18 protein-coding genes are annotated in these 21,522 nt (G+C 37.7%); 16 read left to right on the plus strand and 2 right to left on the minus strand.

Annotation, left to right across the window (positions count from 1 at the left end; all coding sequences use genetic code 11):
• The first annotated feature begins 12 nt into the window (after positions 1 to 12).
• From B8977_RS03925 to B8977_RS03955, 7 genes are all read left to right on the plus strand, one after another.
• Positions 13 to 5,028 (plus strand): T9SS sorting signal type C domain-containing protein, encoded by a 5,016-nt coding sequence (locus B8977_RS03925; RefSeq protein WP_084016375.1) that lies wholly within the window; start codon positions 13 to 15, stop codon positions 5,026 to 5,028.
• A 179-nt stretch (positions 5,029 to 5,207) separates the two neighbouring features.
• Positions 5,208 to 5,690: a SixA phosphatase family protein gene (locus tag B8977_RS03930; protein ID WP_084016376.1), complete on the plus strand. Its 483-nt coding sequence runs from the start codon at positions 5,208 to 5,210 to the stop codon at positions 5,688 to 5,690.
• Entirely contained in the window at positions 5,690 to 7,762 is a 2,073-nt protein-coding gene (gene ppk1, locus B8977_RS03935; RefSeq protein WP_084016377.1) for a polyphosphate kinase 1, read from the plus strand. Before B8977_RS03930 ends, ppk1 begins: the two co-directional genes overlap by 1 nt.
• A gap of 84 nt (positions 7,763 to 7,846) precedes the next feature.
• Positions 7,847 to 8,734 carry a Ppx/GppA phosphatase family protein gene (locus B8977_RS03940; protein WP_084016378.1) on the plus strand — a complete coding sequence of 296 codons (888 nt, stop codon included), beginning with the start codon at positions 7,847 to 7,849 and terminating at the stop codon, positions 8,732 to 8,734.
• 56 nt (positions 8,735 to 8,790) lie between these two features.
• Positions 8,791 to 9,744: an isopenicillin N synthase family dioxygenase gene (locus B8977_RS03945; protein WP_084016379.1), complete on the plus strand. Its 954-nt coding sequence runs from the start codon at positions 8,791 to 8,793 to the stop codon at positions 9,742 to 9,744.
• Positions 9,745 to 9,761: 17 nt separating this feature from the next.
• Positions 9,762 to 10,061: a hypothetical protein gene (locus B8977_RS03950; RefSeq protein ID WP_084016380.1), complete on the plus strand. Its 300-nt coding sequence runs from the start codon at positions 9,762 to 9,764 to the stop codon at positions 10,059 to 10,061.
• A gap of 4 nt (positions 10,062 to 10,065) precedes the next feature.
• Positions 10,066 to 10,878 (plus strand): alpha/beta hydrolase, encoded by an 813-nt coding sequence (locus tag B8977_RS03955; RefSeq protein ID WP_084016381.1) that lies wholly within the window; start codon positions 10,066 to 10,068, stop codon positions 10,876 to 10,878.
• A 31-nt stretch (positions 10,879 to 10,909) separates the two neighbouring features.
• Here the strand turns inward: B8977_RS03955 and B8977_RS03960 are convergent, their stop codons facing one another.
• On the minus strand, positions 10,910 to 11,884 hold the full coding sequence (locus tag B8977_RS03960; protein WP_084016382.1) for a YpdA family putative bacillithiol disulfide reductase: 975 nt from the start codon (positions 11,882 to 11,884) through the stop codon (positions 10,910 to 10,912).
• A gap of 174 nt (positions 11,885 to 12,058) precedes the next feature.
• Positions 12,059 to 12,706, minus strand: coding sequence for a hypothetical protein (locus B8977_RS03965; RefSeq protein ID WP_084016383.1), 648 nt, complete (start codon positions 12,704 to 12,706; stop codon positions 12,059 to 12,061).
• 251 nt (positions 12,707 to 12,957) lie between these two features.
• On the opposite strand from B8977_RS03965, the gene B8977_RS03970 reads away from it, so the two are divergent.
• From B8977_RS03970 to recG, 9 genes are all read left to right on the plus strand, one after another.
• On the plus strand, positions 12,958 to 13,314 hold the full coding sequence (locus B8977_RS03970) for a helix-turn-helix domain-containing protein (RefSeq protein WP_084016384.1): 357 nt from the start codon (positions 12,958 to 12,960) through the stop codon (positions 13,312 to 13,314).
• A gap of 250 nt (positions 13,315 to 13,564) precedes the next feature.
• Positions 13,565 to 13,930 (plus strand): DUF1304 domain-containing protein, encoded by a 366-nt coding sequence (locus B8977_RS03975; protein ID WP_084016385.1) that lies wholly within the window; start codon positions 13,565 to 13,567, stop codon positions 13,928 to 13,930.
• Positions 13,931 to 14,165: 235 nt separating this feature from the next.
• Positions 14,166 to 15,764, plus strand: coding sequence for an ABC transporter substrate-binding protein (locus tag B8977_RS03980; RefSeq protein ID WP_084016386.1), 1,599 nt, complete (start codon positions 14,166 to 14,168; stop codon positions 15,762 to 15,764).
• Between the two features lie 19 nt (positions 15,765 to 15,783).
• Entirely contained in the window at positions 15,784 to 16,023 is a 240-nt protein-coding gene (locus B8977_RS03985) for a hypothetical protein (protein ID WP_084016387.1), read from the plus strand.
• A complete protein-coding gene (locus B8977_RS03990) occupies positions 16,013 to 16,309 on the plus strand; it encodes a type II toxin-antitoxin system RelE/ParE family toxin (RefSeq protein WP_084016388.1) in 297 nt (98 codons plus the stop codon). The genes B8977_RS03985 and B8977_RS03990 overlap by 11 nt, the downstream gene beginning before the upstream one ends.
• Before the next feature lie 10 nt (positions 16,310 to 16,319).
• Positions 16,320 to 17,591 carry an NAD(P)/FAD-dependent oxidoreductase gene (locus B8977_RS03995; RefSeq protein ID WP_084016389.1) on the plus strand — a complete coding sequence of 424 codons (1,272 nt, stop codon included), beginning with the start codon at positions 16,320 to 16,322 and terminating at the stop codon, positions 17,589 to 17,591.
• Positions 17,592 to 17,759: 168 nt separating this feature from the next.
• Positions 17,760 to 18,752: an LLM class flavin-dependent oxidoreductase gene (locus tag B8977_RS04000; protein ID WP_084016390.1), complete on the plus strand. Its 993-nt coding sequence runs from the start codon at positions 17,760 to 17,762 to the stop codon at positions 18,750 to 18,752.
• Positions 18,753 to 18,761: 9 nt separating this feature from the next.
• Positions 18,762 to 19,355 (plus strand): class I SAM-dependent DNA methyltransferase, encoded by a 594-nt coding sequence (locus B8977_RS04005; RefSeq protein WP_084016391.1) that lies wholly within the window; start codon positions 18,762 to 18,764, stop codon positions 19,353 to 19,355.
• Positions 19,356 to 21,458 (plus strand): ATP-dependent DNA helicase RecG, encoded by a 2,103-nt coding sequence (gene recG, locus B8977_RS04010; RefSeq protein ID WP_084016392.1) that lies wholly within the window; start codon positions 19,356 to 19,358, stop codon positions 21,456 to 21,458.
• The last annotated feature ends 64 nt before the right edge of the window (positions 21,459 to 21,522 follow it).

Genomic DNA, 21,522 nt, shown 5'->3' on the forward strand with positions numbered 1-21,522 from the left:
CCTTAAATCCCTATGAAAGAAAATTTATTTTCTTCACAAAAATTGATGTTTTTGGCAATTTTGCTTTTCACATTCAATTCGCTCTCAGCACAAATTAATTTTAGTCAAACTTTTGATACCGGATCAACTGTCTCCGCTATGGGATGGTCAACTACGGGTTATAGTCCAACTACCACAAATGCTTGTACTGTCAGATCAGTCAGAGGACTTTTAAATTCTACAGTCATTACCAATAACTTAGAATCTCCGAATCAGGTTTCTGCTTCTAACGGAAATAATATAAGTGTATCTTTTAATTACAAAATAATTAATCAAACCTCTCCAGTAACTGCTACCCCTGAGAATTTTGGAAGTTTACAGGTACAATATTCCTTAAACAATGGCAGTACCTATACTACTGCTCATACTATCAGTTCCAATCATATTCCATCAACTAGTTGTGTTACTGTGAATTTCACAATTCCGGGTACAAATGTGCCATCCGGAAACAGCTTCCGTCTTCGTTTTTTAGGAACTCATGCAAATGGCACTTATTATATACATTTAGATGACGTAGTAGTTGCTCAGGCTACTGCTTCTCCTCCAAATTGTAATGCAGAACTTACCTTTCCTTTAAATGGAGCTACAAACGTACCTGTGACTACAAGTTCATTGACATGGTCCACAGCTACAGGTATTCCTACAGGATATAGAGTAAGAGTTGGAACAACTCCTGGTGGAACCAACATTATAAATAATGCTGATGCAGGAAATGCAACAAGTTATCCCATCTCTTTAAATTACAGTACAATTTATTATGTAGGTATAACGCCATATAATGCCAACGGAAATGCAACAGGTTGCACCGAATATACATTCACAACAGTTGCGCCGCTGACAGCTACTATACCATGGTCTCATGATTTTATAAATAATTCTCTGCCAAATGGTTGGGTGAATAATGGTTTTGCAATTGCAACTTCCAGCCGACTTCCCGGTGCCGAAAATAATATCATATTTAAAAATTTAAATGCTTCTGTTTCTACGGGAAACTTTAGTACGATTTCTGTCGGCGAGGTTCAATCAGGAGATGTTCTAAATTTTATTTATCGTTTAGGAGAAAATGTTTCTCCGCATAATCCGCCACCTACAGGATCTGGTAATTTTATTGTTTCAGTATCAACCGATTTTGGTATGACCTATACCAATGTTCAAACCATTCCAAACAATGGAATAGCCGGATGGCAAAACTTTAGTTTGAATTTGTCTGCCTATGATGGTGAATATGTGAGGATTAAAATAACAGCTACCAGGACTTTAGGAGATTATTTCATAGGATTTGATGATTTCTATATCGGTCAGCCAATAATGTGCGTTGCACCGGAAGATTTGTTTTTAAATTCGGTAGGAGACGATACAGCTCAGATTTCATGGAGTTCTATTTCAAACGCGGCCAGCTATAATTGGTTTGTATTTAGTTCTGGCGCAAACCCAAATACTGCGACTCCTCTCAAGAGTGGGACAGTTTCTACGGCTACTGTAAGTATTACAGACTTAATGTCCAGTACGGAATATGATTTTTATGTAGAAGCAAATTGTGGTTTAACGGATGGTATGAGTAACTTATCCGAAGTATTTTCGTTTGTGACCCAATGCGAAACTATAAACAGTTTTCCTTTCACCGAAACGTTTGAAAGCAATAGTACTTCTTTAGATTGCTGGACTATGGAATATGTTAATGGAAATACTAACTGGTCTTTGTACAATGGAGCTGCGGGAGGAAATATTACGAGTGCTCATGGAGGAATTTCAAATGCGTTATTCTATTTTAATTCTTTTGCAGTTACCAGGACTAAATTAGTTTCACCAGCATTCGATATTGCTGACATGGTTGAGCCTAAATTAACTTTTTGGTATGCCAATGAGCAAGGTTTAGATCCATCAGATCAAAACGAATTAAAAATTTATTATAAAACCAGTGCTGCTGGACCATGGACTTTGATTCCAGGAGGTACTTATAATTCAAATGTAAGTACATGGACTTATATAGAGTTAAATTTACCTTCGGTTAGTGATAAATTTTATGTAGCCTTTGAAGGAACTAATCATGCAGGTAATGGAATTGTAATTGATGATGTGACTATAAGTGATTTCTTTTCTTGCCCTGTAACAACCTGGGATGGAATTGCTTGGAGTAATGGACTGCCTGACATAGATAAAAAAGCAATTATACAGGATAACTTAGTCTTAAATGCTAATTTGGAAGCTTGTGAATTAGAAATTACAGGAACTGGAAGGCTTGAAATTCCTTCAGGATTTAGTTTCACAGTTAAGGGATTAATTACAAATAATGCTGTAGCAGATAATTTTATAGTTGCCACTGATGGAAATTTAATCCAGCTACAAGATATAAACAACATAGGAGAAATCACTGTCTTCCGTGACAGTCAGCCCTTCAAACGATTAGATTACACCATGTGGTCTTCACCTGTAATTGGACAAAATTTATTTAATTTCTCTCCTAATACAGTAAATGGTGTTACTAATTTCCCAGGTTCTACAGGAAGAATTTACGTTTATGATGGTTCTAATGAATATGTAAATCCGACACCATTTACGGCAAACAGCATATTTAATCAAGCAGAAGGATATTTATTCAGAGCGCCAAATAACTGGAATGCAACTACTGCAACTGCTTACAATGGTAAGTTCACTGGAATTCCTTTCAATGGAGATGTTAGCATTGCTACTCATGCAGATAATTTTACTTCTATAGGAAATCCCTATCCATCCAATATAAATGCTGATTTATTGATGTCTGAAAATCAAGGAATTTTAGCACTTTATTATTGGAACAATACAGGTATTCCTGGAAATAATTATGCATCCTACACTTTCCTTGGAGGTTCTGCTGCAGCTGGTGGAAGTGCTATTCCAGATGAGTTTATATCTGTTGGACAAGGATTTATTGTAGCAACAGAGGATGCATCAGTAAAATTTACAAATAATATCAGAAGTAGCAATGATGCTACTTTCTTCAAAACCGAATTAGTTGAAAGACACAGATATTGGCTTAACCTAAAAGACAGTAACAATATTTCTTATAATGGAACGCTTACGGGTTATATGACCGGAGCTACAAATGGTGTAGATAATCAAATCGATGGTAAATTATTTAATTCTACAGGGACCGTATTATATAGTCTCATCGAAGGAAGTAATGATAAATATGTGATACAAGGACGAGCATTGCCTTTTGTAACCTCAGATGTAGTAAACATGGGAGTTCGTATAACTACTGCAGGACAATTTACAATAAGCATCACGCAAATGGACGGATTGTTTGCAGAAGGTCAACAAATTTATATACATGACAAATACCTGAATGTAACGCACAATCTTTCCATAGCTTATACATTTACTTCAGCAGTAGGAGAATTCAATGACCGATTCGAGATTGTTTATGAGCCGGCATTTTGTCCATCATCTACTATTTGGGACGGATTGACTTGGTCCAATGGACTACCAGATTTTAGCAAAAAAGCAATAATCAGGGGAGAATTGATTTTGAACAGTAATTTAGAAGCTTGTCAATTACAAGTTACACAAAACGGAAGTCTGCAAATACCTTCAGGATTTTCCTTTACTGTCAATGATTTAGTCATTAATAATGCTTTAGCTGAAAACTTCATTGTAGCAAACGGAGGGAATTTAATCCAGATTAATGACGTGGCAAACGTAGGAGAAATTACTGTAATTCGTGAAAGCAAACCGATGGTAAGACTAGACTATACCATGTGGTCTTCTCCTGTCAATAACCAAAATCTCTTTGGATTCTCTCCCGAAACAGTAAATGGAGTGACCAACTATCCCGGTTCTACAGGTAGAATTTATGTTTACAATGGATCAAATGGATATATAAATCCAAATCCGTTTACCGCTGATGCCATTATGAATGAGGCCGTAGGTTATCTTTTCCGCTCACCTAACAATTGGAGTGCAATGACACATACTCCTTATGTTGGAGAATTTAATGGTGTTGCGAACAACGGAAATGTGAATGTACCTACTGTTGCAAATAATTTCACTTCTTTAGGAAACCCTTATCCTTCAAATATAAACGCTGATTTGCTCATGACCGCAAATACAGGAGTAGCAGCAATTTATTATTGGAACAATACCGGCGTTGCAGGAAACAATTATGCCACATATACCTTCCTTGGAGGTACTGCTGCAGGTGGCGGAAGCGATATTCCTGGTCAATTTATTTCTGTCGGACAAGGATTTATTGTAGCGACAACAGGTTCTTCAGTTAATTTTGACAATACGATGAGAGTTGGAGATCCTGCCAATTTCTTCAAGGCTGACGCAATAGAAAAACATAGATTTTGGTTAGATTTAACAAATGAAAACAGTGAGAAATATAACCAAATTTTGGTTGGTTATATGACGGGCGCAACCTCAGGAATCGACAATCAGATTGATGGGAAACTTTTCGGATACGAGGGTTCAGCACTTTACAGCATCATCAATGAAGAACAATTTACAGTTCAAGGCAGAGCGCTTCCATTTGAAACTGCAGATTTAGTTGCGCTTGGATTCAAAGCGGTGGAAGCTGGTAAATTTGTAATTTCTTTGGCTGATTTTGATGGATTATTTACCGAAGGCGGAGTAACCATTTATCTCAAAGATAATCAGACAAATACTTATCATAATTTGATGGAGTCAGATTACATATTTGAATCTGAAGCAGGTGAATTTACATCAAGATTTGAAATTGTTTATGAAGAAGGTGAAACGATGGGAACTGGTGATTTAACTTCAAACTCAATTCAGATTTATACCCACAATGACAACATCGTAGTGAGTTCAAAATCAGAAAAAATACTTTCAGTTGAATTGTTTGATATGGTCGGAAGAAATATTTTCAGAAATGAAAAAGTAAACACAAATCATTACGAATTTAAATCTCAATCCAAAGGTGTTTTAATCATAAAAGTTCTGACTCAAAAAGGAGAAATAATTACCAAAAGAGTGATGAACAAATAAAATCACAGGTTAAATTTTCTTAACATTTATATAAAACCCTCGATTATATCGGGGGTTTTCATTTTTCTTAGAGCCCGATTCCATATATTTGTTTCTATAGAATTTGATGTTGCATTAACTTATTTGACAACAAAATAAAACCATCAAATCAGAATTAAATAAAATAACGTTAGAAACGAATGAAACAGTTAATTCTATTTCGACACGCAAAAAGTAGTTGGGATTTTGGAGTAAATGACAGAGAGCGCGATTTGGAGCAGATTGGCGTAGAAAGAACCATTAAATCTGCCGAAAAATTAAGTGAAACTTTGCCTTTTCAACCCGAAAAATGGTTTTCAAGCCCGGCAGTCAGAGCCAGAAAAACTGCAGGAATCGCAAAAGAATATTTCGTCAACCAACCCAAAATTGAAATCGTAGAAAACCTTTATACATTTTCATTCTTTGATTTACTCAAAGAAGTGAAAAAGTTAGACGACAATCTCAATTCAGTGATTATTTTCGGGCACAACGAAGCTTTCACAGAATTTGTCAACCGCATGGGAGATCATTACATAGAAAATCTTCCCACTTCGGGGGTTGCATGGCTTCGATTTGAAACGGAAAGCTGGAGCAAAATAGAAAAAGGAATGACCCAATTTATCATAAAACCTAAGCATTTATAATGGATAAATATGTAAACAGAGAAACGAGCTGGCTGAGATTCAATGCCAGGGTTTTGCAGGAGGTCGCCGACCCTAATGTTCCTTTGCTCGAAAGATTGAGATTTATGGGAATTTATTCAAATAATCTGGATGAATTTTATTCCGTGCGTTATTCTGCGCTGCTGCGCTCCATTCAGCTAAAAAGTAAAGGTTATAAAAATATAATCGAAGATCAGTCTGACGAAGAATTAATCGAAGAAATCAACGAAATAGTTGGCGTTCAACGCAATGAATATGACCGTTTGTATGATGAGATCCTGATGGAACTGGAACAGGAAAATATCTATTTCATAAATGATGAAAACATTCCGAAAGAATATTTGCCGTTTGTGGCACAATATTTTAATTCAGAATTGAGTCATTCCATCGGTGTTTACATTTTACAGCAAAAACTCAAAGCACCTTCCATCCGCGATGGAGCATTTTATCTCGCGGTTAAGTTTTCAAATTCTGAAAAAGCAAATTATGCTTTGATTGACGTTCCTGTGCACATTTTTCCAAGATTTGTAAAGTTGCCGAAAATTGGTGAAAACCAATATGTGATGTACATAGAGGATATCATTCGTTTTCATTTGGATGAAATTTTCAAAGCATTTAAATACGATTTCATCGAAGCACATTCCATCAAAATTACCCGTGATTCTGAATTAGATATGGACAATGATTTGGAAAACAGTTTGTTGGAAAAAGTGGCAAGAAGCTTGGAAGGGAGAAGAAAAGGCGAACCGGTTAGAATTGTTTACGACCGTGAACTTGCCACCGATACTTTGGAATTTCTTATGAAAAAGCTCCATATTGATGATTATGACAGCATCAATCCCGGCGGGAAATACCATAATAAACGTGATTTGATGCAGTTTCCAAATATTGACAGAAAAGATTTGGAATATGAAAAAATAGAACCTATTGTTTTAAAAAGCATTCAGAAATATAAAAATCATTTCAAAGCGATTTCTCATGAAGACCATTTGCTTTATGCACCTTATCATGATTATTCTGTCTTTTTGAAATTTCTGAGAGAAGCTGCAATTGATCCCAAAGTAACCAAAATAAAAATTACCATTTACAGAGTTGCAACGGAATCTCAAGTGATGAGTGCACTCATCAATGCTGCCAGAAATGGAAAAAAAGTGACCGCCGTTTTGGAATTGCGGGCCCGATTTGACGAAGCGAATAATGTAAAATGGTCAAAACGTTTGCAGGATGCAGGCGTAAATGTGATTTTTGGTGTTCCTGGTCTGAAAGTTCATTCCAAAATCGGATACATTGAAAGACTACCAGAAGCGGGAATGGCAACAGGATATGCTTTTATCAGCACCGGAAATTTCCATGCGGGAACGGCTAAGATTTATACCGATTATACACTTTTGACTTCTCAAAAAGAAATCACAGATGAAGTGCAGCAAGTATTTAAATTTTTTGATGCAAATTATCTTGTGCAGTCGTATGAACATTTATTGGTCTCGCCGATTCATACCCGAAAGAAAATCATTAAATTCATCAAAAAAGAAATTAAAAACCAAAGAAAAGGATTACCTGCAGGCATAAACCTTAAATTGAACAGTTTAAGTGACAGAGAGATTATTGATTTGCTTTACAAAGCTTCTGACGAAGGTGTAAAAGTCCGACTGGTTGTCCGAGGAATTCACTCCTTGATTCCCGGAGTGATGGGTATGTCCGAGAACATAGAATCAGTCAGTGTGATTGATAAATTTTTAGAGCATCCACGTTTATATTGGTTTAAAAATGGGGGAGATGACCGTGTTTTCATTTCTTCTGCCGATATGATGGAGCGAAATTTGGATTACCGAGTTGAAGTTGCCTGCCCGATTTATGATCCAAATTTGAAGAAAATGGTGATGGATACATTTGATTTGAGTTTCAATGACAATGTCAAGGCTCGTCAGCATGATGCAGATTTCAGCCTGGACTACAGGGTCAATGATTTGCCATCTTTGCGTTCCCAATTTGCAACCTATAACTATTTACATGAATTAAATGAAAAATATGAAACATCCTCTGTAAATAATTAACGTATTAAACGCTTAAACTTAAATCTTTCAGTTTGATAAGAAATTTAAATAAAGCGTTCCATACATTACAAAAAAAATAAGTAAATGAAAATAAGAAAGTTAGCTGCGATAGATATAGGTTCCAATGCCGTGAGGTTATTGATCAATTATGTATATGAAATTCCGGGCAGCAGCCCTGTTTTCAACAAAACTAGTTTGGTAAGAATGCCTATCCGCTTGGGAGAAGATGTTTTTACCAATAAAACCATTTCTGAAAAAAATGCGGAACGACTTGGCGATGCGATGAAAGCTTATAAACTGATGATGGACATTCATGGAGTAGAACATTGTCTCACCTACGCAACTTCCGCAATGCGTGAAGCGGAAAACGGAAAAGCCATAGCCAAGAAAATTGCCAAGAAAACTGGCGTAGAGATAGAAATCATCGATGGAAATACGGAAGCTGAATTGATTTTTGCCACAGAATTACAGCATTTTATTCTGGATGAAAATAATTATCTCTATGTAGATGTAGGTGGTGGAAGCACCGAATTAACTTTGATTACTAATGGAAAAGTGAGTATTTCTCATTCGTTCCCTATCGGAACTGTACGTTTGCTTGAAGGAAAAGTGGAGAAATCTACTTATCCGCAGATGAAAAAATGGATTGAAGAAAATGCCCGGAAATACAACGTAGATCTTATCGGTTCCGGAGGAAACATCAACCACGTTTATAAATATTCAGGCATCCAGGTTGGCAGACCTATGAAGGGAGCATACCTGAGAAGCCGTTATCGTCAAATCCGGGAAATGCCTTACGAACAAAGGCTCAAAGACCTCAATATGAAACCAGACCGTGCCGACGTGGTGGAATATGCTTTGGAAATATATACCAAAGTCATGAAATGGTCACGCGCCAAACAAATCCATGTACCCAAAATTGGGATTTCTGACGGAATGATTCGGTATTTGTATGAGAAGGTAAAAGAATAGGAGTGATTTAGAATTATACTTTAATTAAATAAATTTAAATACTAAAAAATAATAAAATGACAACAAGCGGAATCCCATCGGTTGATTTGAGTGATTTTTTGTCAAATGACCCGGAAAGAAAAAAAAAGTTCGTAAATGAAATCGGAAAAGCATACGAAGATATAGGATTCGTAGCGCTCAAAGGACATTTTTTGTCTGATGAACTGGTAGATGGTTTGTATAAAAATGTGAAACATTTTTTTGGACTCCCGGTTGAAACAAAAGAAAAATATGAAATAGAGGGAATCGGTGGACAACGCGGTTATACTTCTTTTGGGAAGGAACATGCGAAGGACAAACCAGAAGGTGATTTGAAAGAATTCTGGCATTTCGGCCAATATATCGATGATTCAGAAAAAGAGAAATTTGGTTACCCTGATAATATCAATGTTTCGGAAGTTGAGGGGTTCAATGAATCAGGAAAAGAAGCTTATCAACAGCTCGAGAAAACCGGGATTTACGTACTGAGAGCGTTGGCTTTGTATTTAGGATTAGATGAATTTTATTTTGATGAAAAAGTTCAGAAAGGAAACTCAATTTTGAGAGCGATTCATTATCCGCCCATCAAAGAAGAACCGAAAGGTGCCGTCAGAGCGGGTGCGCATGGTGACATAAACCTGATTACGCTTTTGATGGGAGCTTCTGCTGGCGGTTTGCAGGTGTTGCGCAAAGATGGTGTATGGGTCGATGCTATTGCAGAACCGGATGAATTGGTCATCAATGTAGGTGATATGCTTTCTCGTCATACCAATAATAAACTTAAATCAACTATTCACCAAGTTGTAAATCCACCTAAGGAGGAGTGGGGGAAACCTAGGTTTTCGATTCCGTTTTTCATGCATCCAATAAGTGAAATGAAATTAAATGTTTTAGAGAATTGTGTGGATGAAAAAAATCCAAAATTGTTTGATGACATTACTGCGGGAGAATTTCTGACGCAACGTTTGAGAGAAATCGGGTTAATTAAATAATTTAAATTACAAATGATATGAATAAATGGAGTTTAAGATTTTTTTTAGTAGTAATTTTCATTGGAATTATTGTAGGGTTTTTATATCTCAAGAGTAATTTTGAAGCATATAAAAGTGAAGAAGCTCAAAAATCAATCAATGAATTTTATGGTAATTTATGGAAAGTAAATTTAAGTCATGATTATTTTAAGATCCAAAATGATTTGAATCAATTGATGAGCAGACACCATTCTGAAATGACCGAAGAACAAAAATTAAGATTGGTAAATACTTCGGATAGTTTAAAAACTGAATTTAACAAAATCATTAAGAAATAATTTAATGAACTCAATAAAAATTTATCTTACATCTTTGATTATCATAATCTTAGGATTTCAGAAAAATCTAAAAGCCCAAGACTCAATTCCGGAACACCAATCATTTACCATAGAATCCAAAGAAATGGGTGAAACCAGAACCGTCAATATTTGGACTCCTCCGGATTATACACAAAATGATGAATATTTAACCGTTTTGTACATGCCGGATGGCGGCACTGCAGAAGATTTTCCACATATTGCCAATACGATTGCGGAATTGATTGCTTCAAAGAAAATCAAACCTGTCATTTTGGTTGGAATTGAAAACACGCAACGTAGAAGAGACCTGACTCCGCCAACAAATGTGAAAAAAGACAAAGAAATCGCACCAGTAGTAGGAGAATCTGCAAAATTCAGAGCATTTCTCCAGAATGAACTGATTCCTGAAATCAACAAACGCTACCGTACAACTGCCGAAAAAGGAATTCTAGGCGAATCACTTGCGGGACTTTTCGTAGTCGAAACTTTGATGATTCATCCTGAAATGTTTGATTATTACATAGCATTTGACCCTTCTCTATGGTGGAATGATAGTCATCTTGTAAAAACAGCAAGAGAAAATCTGGTAAAATTACCTACAGAAAACAAACGATTTTGGTTTGCAGGTTCTGATGCAAAAGATATCTATAAAAACACGCGTGATCTAGAAAAAATATTAAAAACTGAAAATCTCTCAAATCTCACTTGGAAATATTCTGACGAACCCAAAGAACAGCATCAAACTATTTTCCGTGCAACAAAAGAAAAAGCTTTTGTTTGGGTGTTGAATGATTAAAACATTCGTAGAGACAGATAATTATTTGTCTCTACGATTTACATTTTGCGGAAATATCCCCCAAAATCACCTCCGCATGCACGCGTGAATTTTCGATAAACCATTTGTGCGTTTCCATTCCGCCGCAAACCACGCCAGCGAGATAAATACCTTTCACATTGGTTTCCATCGTTTCGGGATTATAATTCGGAATGCACAAGCCATCATTGGAAATTTCAATTCCGCATTTCTGTAAAAACTCAAAATCCGGACGATAACCCGTCAAAGCCAACACAAAATCATTTGCGATTTCCAATTCGCCATCAGGCGTTGAAACAGTAACAAACTTCTCCTGAATCGATTTAACACTTGAATGAAAATAAGCCTTGATGCTTCCTTCTGCAATTCGGTTTTCGATATCAGGCTTGACCCAATATTTCACGCGGTCATGAATTTCTCCTTTTCTTATGACCATCGTAACATCAGCACCTTTGCGCCAGCATTCCAAAGCAGCATCGACCGAGGAATTATTAGCTCCAACAACTACTACTTTTTGTCCAGTGTAAGGGTGCGCTTCTTTGAAATAATGCGAAACTTTCGCCAGATTTTCGCCCGGAACATTTAGGTAAATCGGAATATCGTAAAATCCCGTTGCGATGATTACATTTTTAGTTTGATAAGTTGATTTATTGGTTTTTACATTTTTAAATTCCTCATTTGAATCAATATCCAAAACCTCTTCGTAAAAATTAACTTTCAGTTTGAAATATTCATGAATCCTGCGGTAATACTCAAGCGCTTCCTGTCTGCCTGGTTTTGAAGTGATGTTCGTAAAAGGAATTCCTCCGATCTCCAGTCTTTCGGCCGTAGAAAAGAAGGTCATATAAAGAGGATAATTATAGAGACTATTTACCAGCGCACCTTTTTCAATTATCAAATAATTCAGTTGTTTCCGTTCTGCTTCTATTGCACAAGCCATCCCTATTGGCCCTGCCCCTGCAATAATCAGATCATATTCTTTTTGCATATTGCGAAGTTAAGAATTGTTGACCTGATTAAATTTAAAGATTACTAAAAACAGGGATTTTCAAATGATTTTATGAGCCGGTTCTATTTTTTAATTTGATTTCCCATGACAGAAGAAGCTGCCCCAAAAGGGAGCTTAGTCACTTTTGAGACAGCCTTTATAATTACAACCGCTCTACCTCAGCCTTTTCACCATTATATGTGAAGCATGTCTCGGCAGTGCAAATCCAGAGGAATAGCCATACATAGTTATAGTGGAACCGGTCGTTTTAGCGATCCGAAAAGAATAAACCTCGCCTGCTAACAAAGATATAGAAGACGTGAGAGTATTATATTGAAAACCGGTGAAACCATTATCACTAACATTAGCAGACTGAACTCCCATAGCGATCCATTCGCCTGCCGCATTATTCCAAACTCCTGCATAGAAAGTAGGACGATCCCCTGGTGTTGTCAGGTTAGAAGTAAATTGTATACTCATAACAACCTGGTAGATACCATCTTCACTGACGGTAAATGAATTCGTTACAGCATTACCGGAATAAGTATTTTCATTATCTATAATCACATCGGTCAGATTACCTATTGGGATTGGTGTCGCTACATTAGCAGGGCCTGTCAGTTGGAAAAATGTAGGAATCTGTACTGCTATCTCCTGGGCTATTTTCAACTGCCCGTCAATGGCTATGACGGTACCATTGGCGGTAGGTGCCACCGTTGGTACCAAAGGGTTTTCCCAGGCGGGGGCTTCGTCTGCGCCTTTAGAGACCAACACTTGTCCTGCGGTACCTGCGTTGCCTGCCGTACTGTCGTCTCCACCCACGTTAAGTTCCCTTGTTACCTGCAGCTAACCGTCAACGTGCAAAGTCCTCTGCGGGGTTTCTGTATTGATGCCCACCTGGGAAAATGCCGATATAAAAGTTAATGAAAGACTTAGAAATAATAAATGTTTTTTCATAACTTAGAGGTTTAAATTTATACTAAGCAAAACTAACTACTTACTAAACCATATTCTATGCTTTCAGGCCATTTGTTATGCGGATAGATAATGCTAATCTGTTTCTATAAGTTAATATGATGAAAGTATTTGAAAGAGTAAAAACCATAAGAGAGAGAAAAAGAATTTCTCAAAACGCTATTGCTTACAAGCTTGATCTTGATCAATCCCAATACAGCAGAAGAGAGAACGGGCGGGTTCCCTTTAGCGCTGCCGAAATAGAAGAAATTGCCGCTGTGTTGGAAATCAACATTTCCGAATTATACGGCGAAGCAACTGCAACATTCAATAACCATGACCAAAATGGCGGTGCGTTCGGGCAGTATATAACTGTTCCTGATAAGCTTATCGAACAATACGAAAAAAGGATTGAAGAAAAAGAAACTATAATTTCCCTGCTAAACGAACAGATCGAAATATTAAAGAAAAAATAATTTTCTTTTAAAAATCCCGGTCATCCACAGAAACAGTGCTTATAAAGCTAATTGTACAAACTGTTTACAGCAACACTCTTTTATATAATCAATTAATTCAGTTGTTTCCGTTCTGCTTCAATTGCGCAAGCCATCCCAATCAGAACGGCTTCCACAATGATCAGATCATACGTTGTCTGCATAATCGCAATTTAGAAAGTTTCATGCACACAAGAAATGATTTTAGTCTATTTTTGAATAAAATTAAAATATGGACAATCTATCCAAAATATTCATAGGCATCGTCATCGCCATACACCTTTACATTTTCTATTTCGAAATGTTCGCTTGGAACACGATCGGTAAAAAGGCCTTTGGCAAAAAAATCCCTGCCGAACTATTCCCTTACACCAAAGGATTGGCTGCAAATCAGGGTTTGTACAATCTGTTTTTAGCCGCAGGACTCATCTGGTCTTTCTTTATTGACAACTATATTTGGCAAAAAAACATCGCTACATTTTTCCTCATTTGCGTAGCTGTAGCCGGCTTTTATGGTGGCATCACCGCAAGTAAAAAGATTTTCACCGTTCAGCTCGCACCTGCCGGCATCGCCCTCATCTGCCTCTGGTTATTATAAAATCTTAATTACCTTAACTTCTTAATGGTTTTCATTTGGGCACGTCCCGTTGGAAACAAGAATCTGTATTTAAAGTTAGAGTGAAAGCCAACGGGTCGGGCTATCCGCTATATCTTTTGTTCCGCCAAAGGCTCCACAAAAGGATGCCGCTACTATCCCTCGTGCAAATCCAAAGCTACCTGAAATCATATCAAAACCCATTTTCAACTTCTAAAATTAAACGTATTTTAGCAAGATGAAAAGAACAATTCAAGTCCTTTTTTTGTTACTGTCTCTTACGACAATTCTATTTAGCTGTTCCGAACGGAAAACAATCGACGATTCCCAAATTTTCAGGTTAAACCGCTACGACAACATATCTTCGTTAGATCCGACATTTGCACGCACACAAGCCAACAATTGGGTTTGCAATTTGATGTACAATGGATTGGTCAAGCTCAATGACAGCCTGCAAATCGTTCCCGATATTGCCAAAAAATGGGAAATTTCAGAAGACGGAAAAACCTATACTTTTACTTTAAGAAACGATATTTATTTCCATAAAAACCAGTCATTTGGGAAAGATTCTACCAGAACTGTGAATGCTGAAGATTTTGTTTACAGCTTCGACCGATTGTCGGACACCAAAGTAGGTGGCGCAGGAAGCTGGGTTTTGAACAATGTAGATTCTTATAAAGCTGTCAATGATTCTGTTTTTCAGATGAATCTAAAAGAAGTGTTTTCACCTTTTCTTGGACTGTTGAGCATGAAATATTGTTCCGTCGTTCCCAAAGAAATGTTCAAAAACGGACAAGAACAATTCCGCAAAACACCCATCGGAACTGGGCCATTTCAGTTTCAATTGTGGGAAGACAACGTAAAATTAGTCTTGAGAAAAAATCCGCTTTATTTTGAAAAAGATGAAAAAGGAAATTCACTTCCTTATCTCGAAGCGGTTTCCATGACTTTTTTACCCGAAAAACACAGTGAATTCTTAGAATTGATTCAGGGAAATGTGGACATGATGGCGGATTTAGACCCGTCATACAAAAACGAAATTCTCACGCCTTTAGGTGAACTAAATCCGAAATATAACGACATTCTGGACTTGAAAAAATACGATTACCTGAGTACTGTTTATTTGTGTTTTTATTTAGACGACGGAACCCCCGTTGATGAAAAATTGCGCCAGGCCATCAATTATGGAATTGATAAGCCGAAAATGGTGAAATACATGATGAACGGTGTCGCCACTGCAGCCGAAGGAGGATTTATACCAAAAGGTTTGCAAGGTTATGCCGAAGATATTGGCTACCAATTCAATCCGGCCAAAGCCCGAGAATTAATTCAAACTTATAAAAAAGAAAAGGGAAGCCTTCCCAAAATTACACTGACAACCGTTCAGGAGTACGTTGATGTATGCGAATACATGCAGGCGCAATTGGCGAAAGTTGGCTTGAATATTGAAGTAAATGTCGTGCCCGGACCGACCATGCGCGACGGAAAAGCAACGGGGAAATTTTCCTTTTTCAGAGCAAATTGGGGTGCGGATTATCCGGACGCTGAGAATTTTTTATCCTTGTATTACAGCAAAAATTTTGCGCCGGAAGGACCGAATTATTCTCATTATAAAAATGAAAAATTTGACGAATTGTATTTAAAATCTTTTCAGATAAATGACGAAAAACAGCGGGAAAAAATTTACCGGCAAATGGACAGCCTGATGATGCAGTCGGCGCCCATCGTCCCTTTATTTTATGACCAGACAAGTATTTTCCTGCGTAAAAATGTGAAAGGATTTTCGATGAATCCCGTGAAATTATTGAATTTAACAAGAGTATATAAAACCAAATAATAACTTAAATTATAAAGTTATGGCAACCATTACTGTAAAATTAGCAAACGAAAACGATTTGGAATTGTTGAAAAAAATTCTTGAAACAACTGATTTCGAAGAAGAAATCGAAACATTTGAAGAAGATGTGGAAGAATTATTGTCAGACCAAGAAATTTTGATGCTCAATGAAAGATTGGTAGAATATAAACAAAACCCGGATTTAGGTTTAAGCGTAGAAGAAACAAAACTTTTATTAAAGTCCAAATATGGAATTTAAAACTACCATTTTATTTGCTGCATTGCAAGATTTGGATGATGCAGTAAATTGGTACAATGAAATTCAACCGGAATTAGGAAAAGATTTGGTATTGAAATTTCAACAAGCATTAATTGAAATTGAAGAAAAACCTTTATTAAGTCAAAAATTAAATCAGGGTTTCAGAAAAGTAAACCTGAAAAGATTTCCATATAAATTGGTTTTCAAAATTGAAGAAAAAGAAATAATAATCATTGCAGTAGCCCACCACAAAAGGAAATCCGGTTACTGGAAAAAGCGTAAATAAAATTTATCAAATGAACATTCCTGATATAAACCTGAAACGCATAGTCATCATCGGTGGCGGATTTGGCGGACTCAGATTGGCAAAAAAACTAACGACTCAGAACTTCCAAGTCGTATTATTGGATAGACACAATTACCATACATTTCAACCTTTGCTTTATCAGGTTGCGACTGCCGGATTGGAGCCTGATTCGATTGCACATGCCATCAGAACCATCTTTGCGAAAAAAGAAAATTTCTTTTTTAGAATTGCCAATGTAGAAAAAGTGGACACATTGGATCAAAAAATTTATTCGGATATCGGCAATATTCATTACGATTATTTGATTATAGCCACCGGGTCTGAAACCAATTATTACGGAAACGAAAACATCCAGAAACATTCCATGCCAATGAAAACTGTTCCAGAGGCATTGGATTTGAGAAGTTTGATTTTACAGAATTTAGAATCAGCACTTTTGACGAATGATTTGGATGAACGGTACCGTTTAATGAATTACGTCATCGTCGGAGGAGGTCCTACCGGAGTTGAACTGGCAGGTGCAATGGGTGAATTGAAAAAGCACGTTTTACCTAATGATTATCCCGATTTGGACATCAGAAGGATGAACGTTCACCTTATACAGGCAGCAGACAGACTTTTGCCTACCATGTCTCACAATGCTTCGGACAAGGCACGTAAGTATCTGGAAGAATTGGGTGTACAGGTGTGGTTCAATACTTTAGTAAAGGATTATGACGGCATTCATGTCGATACTGACGGTAAAGACCTGAAAGCTACAACTTTGATTTGGACTGCCGGCGTAAAAGGAGCTATGATTCCCGGAGTCGGAAACGATGAAAATGCAAAAGGGGGCAGGTTGCTCGTCAATGAATTCAATCTTGTAAAAGGTTACGATAACGTTTATGCAATTGGAGATATAGCACTGATGATTACGGAGAAAAATCCGCAAGGTGATCCGATGGTTGCACAGGTTGCAATCCAACAAGGTCAATTATTGGCGAAAAATTTAAACCATTTGAAATCCGGCAAACCGATGAAGCCTTTCAAGTACAATGACAAAGGTTCCATGGCGACCATCGGTCGTGATAAAGCCGTCGTTGATTTACCTGGATGGAAATTCGCAGGTTGGTTTGCATGGTTGGTTTGGATGTTTGTACATTTGGTTTCATTAGTTGGATTCAGAAACAAAGTAATTGCACTGATGAACTGGGTTGTTCAATATTTCCAGTACAACAAAAGCGTTCGTTTGATCATTCGTCCTTATAGGAAGAAACATTAACCTTTAAGATTTAGAAGTCCAACCTCAAAGGTTTTTTTATTTAATTACAAATCTATTTTGGTTGGTTATTAGAAATTTAAACTTAAAAAATCGCCCCATTTGATTTTTTGATTGAAATCCAGGTTATCTCAATTTTACACGCTGTAACTTTGTTTACAAAATTAAAATATGTTGAAAATACCTGTTTCCGTATTGGAATTGGCCATCGTAAATGAAGGCTCAAATGCCAAAGAAGGAATTGAAAATAGCGTCAAAATCGCACAACAGGCCGATGAATTAAATTACAGCCGGATTTGGTATGCGGAACACCACAATATGCCGCACATAGCCAGTTCGGCGACAGCTTTGCTAATCCAACTGGCAGCATTAAATACCAAAAAGATCCGGGTAGGTTCAGGCGGAATTATGCTTCCGAACCATTCACCACTAGTCATTGCTGAACAATTCGGGACACTGGAAACCCTTTATCCAGGACGCATTGATTTAGGTTTGGGACGCGCACCCGGAACCGACCAATTGACCGCTCATGCTTTGCGCAGAGATCATCTCAAAAACGCACAAAACTTCCCGCAGGAAGTTGAAGAATTAATGAATTATTTCAATCCGAAAAATCCTGATTCAAAAGTAAATGCTTTCCCGGGAAAAGGATTAGATGTTCCGGTTTGGATTTTAGGTTCAAGTACTGACAGCGCATATTTGGCAGCTCAAATGGGCTTGCCGTATGCTTTTGCGACGCATTTTGCGCCGAACCAATTTCATCCTGCGATTAACATTTACCGCAATCATTTCCAGCCTTCTGAATATTTAGAAAAGCCCTACATGATGGCTTGTATCAACGCAATTGTAGCCGAAACAGACGACGAAGCGCATTACATTTCCTCGAGTTATTTCAACATGATCATCAATTTGGTGACGGGAAATACAGGGCGCGGATTGTTGCCTGCAGGTGAATTGTCTGAATTAATCAGCGTACCCGAAATTCAAAATGCAGTCAATTCCATGACCACTTACAGTTTCATCGGAAGTAAAGAAACGGTTCAAACTAAACTCGAAAAATTCATTGCTGATACGGAAATTGACGAAATCATGGTCACGAGCCACATCCATGATTTGGAAACAAAATTGGAATCTTTTAAAATCGTTTCCGAATTGTTTAATTAAATTCGCAGAATGCACAATACGGGAGAATTGTATGATAAAATAGCGAATTGGTGGGATGAGTTCCATATCGATTCAGATTATGGAATGAAACAGCTTGAACTTGCTTTGCAATTTGTAAAACATACAAATTCTGCGTTGGACATTGGTTGCGGTTCGGGTGGAAGAATGATTGATAGGTTAATTCAGTACGGATTTGAAGTTACCGGAATCGATGCTTCTTCAAAAATGATTGAATTGGCACAAAAGAAACATCCCGAACCTAAATTCCTCAATGAAAATATCATCACTTGGCAAACCGATAAAAAATTTGATTTCATCGTTGCCTGGGACAGTTTGTTTCACCTTCCTTTGAATGAACAAAAAAATGTTTTGACCAAAATTTGTTCGATTCTCCATCCGGAAGGGATTTTAATCTATACATTAGGCGATGCTGTGGGCGAACATTACAGCGATTGGCATGATGAGAAATTTTATTACAGTTCAATTGGGATCAATGAAAATTTAAAAATTTTGGCTGAATCAAATTGTGAATGCAAACATTTGGAGCTCGACCAATTTCCTGAGAAACATGTTTTTATTGTCGCACAAAAATTAGTTGACTAAATGGCTGATTTCCTCAAAACTCCGATTGAATACCTCAAAGGCGTCGGTCCTGAACGGGCCAAAACGCTTCAGTCTGAGCTGGGAATTTTCCGTTATGAAGATTTATTGAACCATTTTCCGTTTCGGTATGTGGACCGTTCAAAGTATTATAAAATCAACCAGATGATTGATTCTTCTGCGGAAGTTCAGATTATAGGGAAGATTTCAAATATTCAGGAAATTGGTCAGGCGAGAGGGAAAAGATTGGTCGCTAAACTCGAAGACGAAACCGGACAGATGGAACTTGTTTGGTTCAAATACACCAAATGGCTCAAAGAAACCATCGAAAAATCAGTCGGCGTTCCGATGGTCATTTATGGGAAGCCTTCTGAATTCAATGGAAGATTTAACATCGTACATCCCGAAATGGAAACGGTGGAAAATCACCAATCCGTTCCCGTCGGTTTGTATCCTGTTTATTCCAGTACGGAGTTAATGCAGAAAAAAGGCATCAGCAATCGTGTAATGCAAAAACTTCAGATGCAGTTGTTGTCCGAAATTCAATTGATGGAGGAAACTTTGTCCGAATCAATTATCAATCAGTATAAATTTCTCCCGAGGAAGAAAACATTTCAGGCGATACATTTCCCTCAGAATCCTGAAGATTTAAAAAAAGCGGAATCTAGGCTAAAATTTGAAGAATTTTTCTTCTTACAGCTGGGATTATTGATCAAAAAATTAAGCCATAAAAGTAAATTTAGAAGTCATGAGTTTACTTCTGTAGGAAATCAGTTCAATACATTTTACGAAAACCATTTGCCGTTTGAACTGACGGGTGCGCAGAAAAGAGTGATCAAGGAAATCCGTTCCGATCTGGGAAAACCTGTACAGATGAACCGTCTTTTGCAGGGTGATGTGGGAAGCGGCAAAACGATGGTGGCACTTTTGTCGATGCTGATTGCGACAGACAATGGTTACCAGTCAGCACTCATGGCACCTACCGAAATTCTTGCGCAGCAACATTACAATTCCATCAAAGAATACCTTGCGGATATGGACGTGGAAGTAGCTTTGCTAACAGGTTCCACCAGAATAAAAGAGCGCAGAATCATTTTTGAAAAATTAAATTCAGGAGAATTAAAAATACTCATTGGTACTCATGCGCTTCTGGAAGACAATGTAGTTTTTAACAATCTTGGATTAACGATCATCGACGAGCAACATCGTTTCGGAGTGGCGCAAAGAGCGAAGTTCTGGAAGAAAAACAATCTGCCGCCACATATACTCGTGATGACGGCGACGCCGATTCCGCGTACACTCGCCATGAGTTTGTATGGGGATTTGGATGTTTCGGTCATTGATGAATTGCCGAGTGGACGAAAGCCTATCCAAACGGTTCACAGAAAAGATACGCATCGATTAGCGGTTTTTAAATTCATCAAAGATGAAATTGCAAAAGGCCGTCAGGTGTATGTGGTTTATCCGCTGATAGAGGGTTCGGAAAAACTGGATTACAAAGACCTGATGGATGGTTATGAGAGCATTTCGAGGTCCTTTCCGCTCCCTGATTATGCGGTGAGCATCGTCCATGGGAAGATGAAACCTGTGGACAAAGAATATGAAATGCAACGGTTCATCAAAGGAGAAACACAGATACTTGTTGCTACGACTGTAATAGAAGTTGGAGTAAATGTACCCAATGCGTCGGTGATGGTGATAGAAAGTGCAGAGCGTTTCGGCTTGTCGCAGCTGCACCAGCTCAGAGGGCGTGTGGGACGCGGCGCGGAACAAAGTTATTGCATCCTCATGACAGCGGACGGATTGAATGAAACTGCACACAAGAGAATCCAGACGATGTGTAATACGAATGATGGTTTTGAGATTGCGGAAGTGGACATGCAATTGCGCGGTCCGGGGGATATGATGGGTACGCAGCAAAGCGGTGACCTTAACTTCAAATTAGCAAACTTGGCCAAGGATCAGAAAGTGCTGACGGCAGCAAGACATTCGGCGGAAGAACTTTTGAATGCGGATGTTCAGCTCAACTTGCCGGAAAATGCGCCGATAAGAAACCACTTTTTGAAGTATCATCAGGATAAAATTGCGTGGAGCAGGATTGGGTAGGAAATCTCTTATTGCATTCAGCAATTTTTTTATTACAGTGATTAAAATTACTTTGGCATTAAAA

This window comes from Moheibacter sediminis (genome assembly GCF_900176425.1).
GTDB lineage: Bacteria > Bacteroidota > Bacteroidia > Flavobacteriales > Weeksellaceae > Moheibacter > Moheibacter sediminis.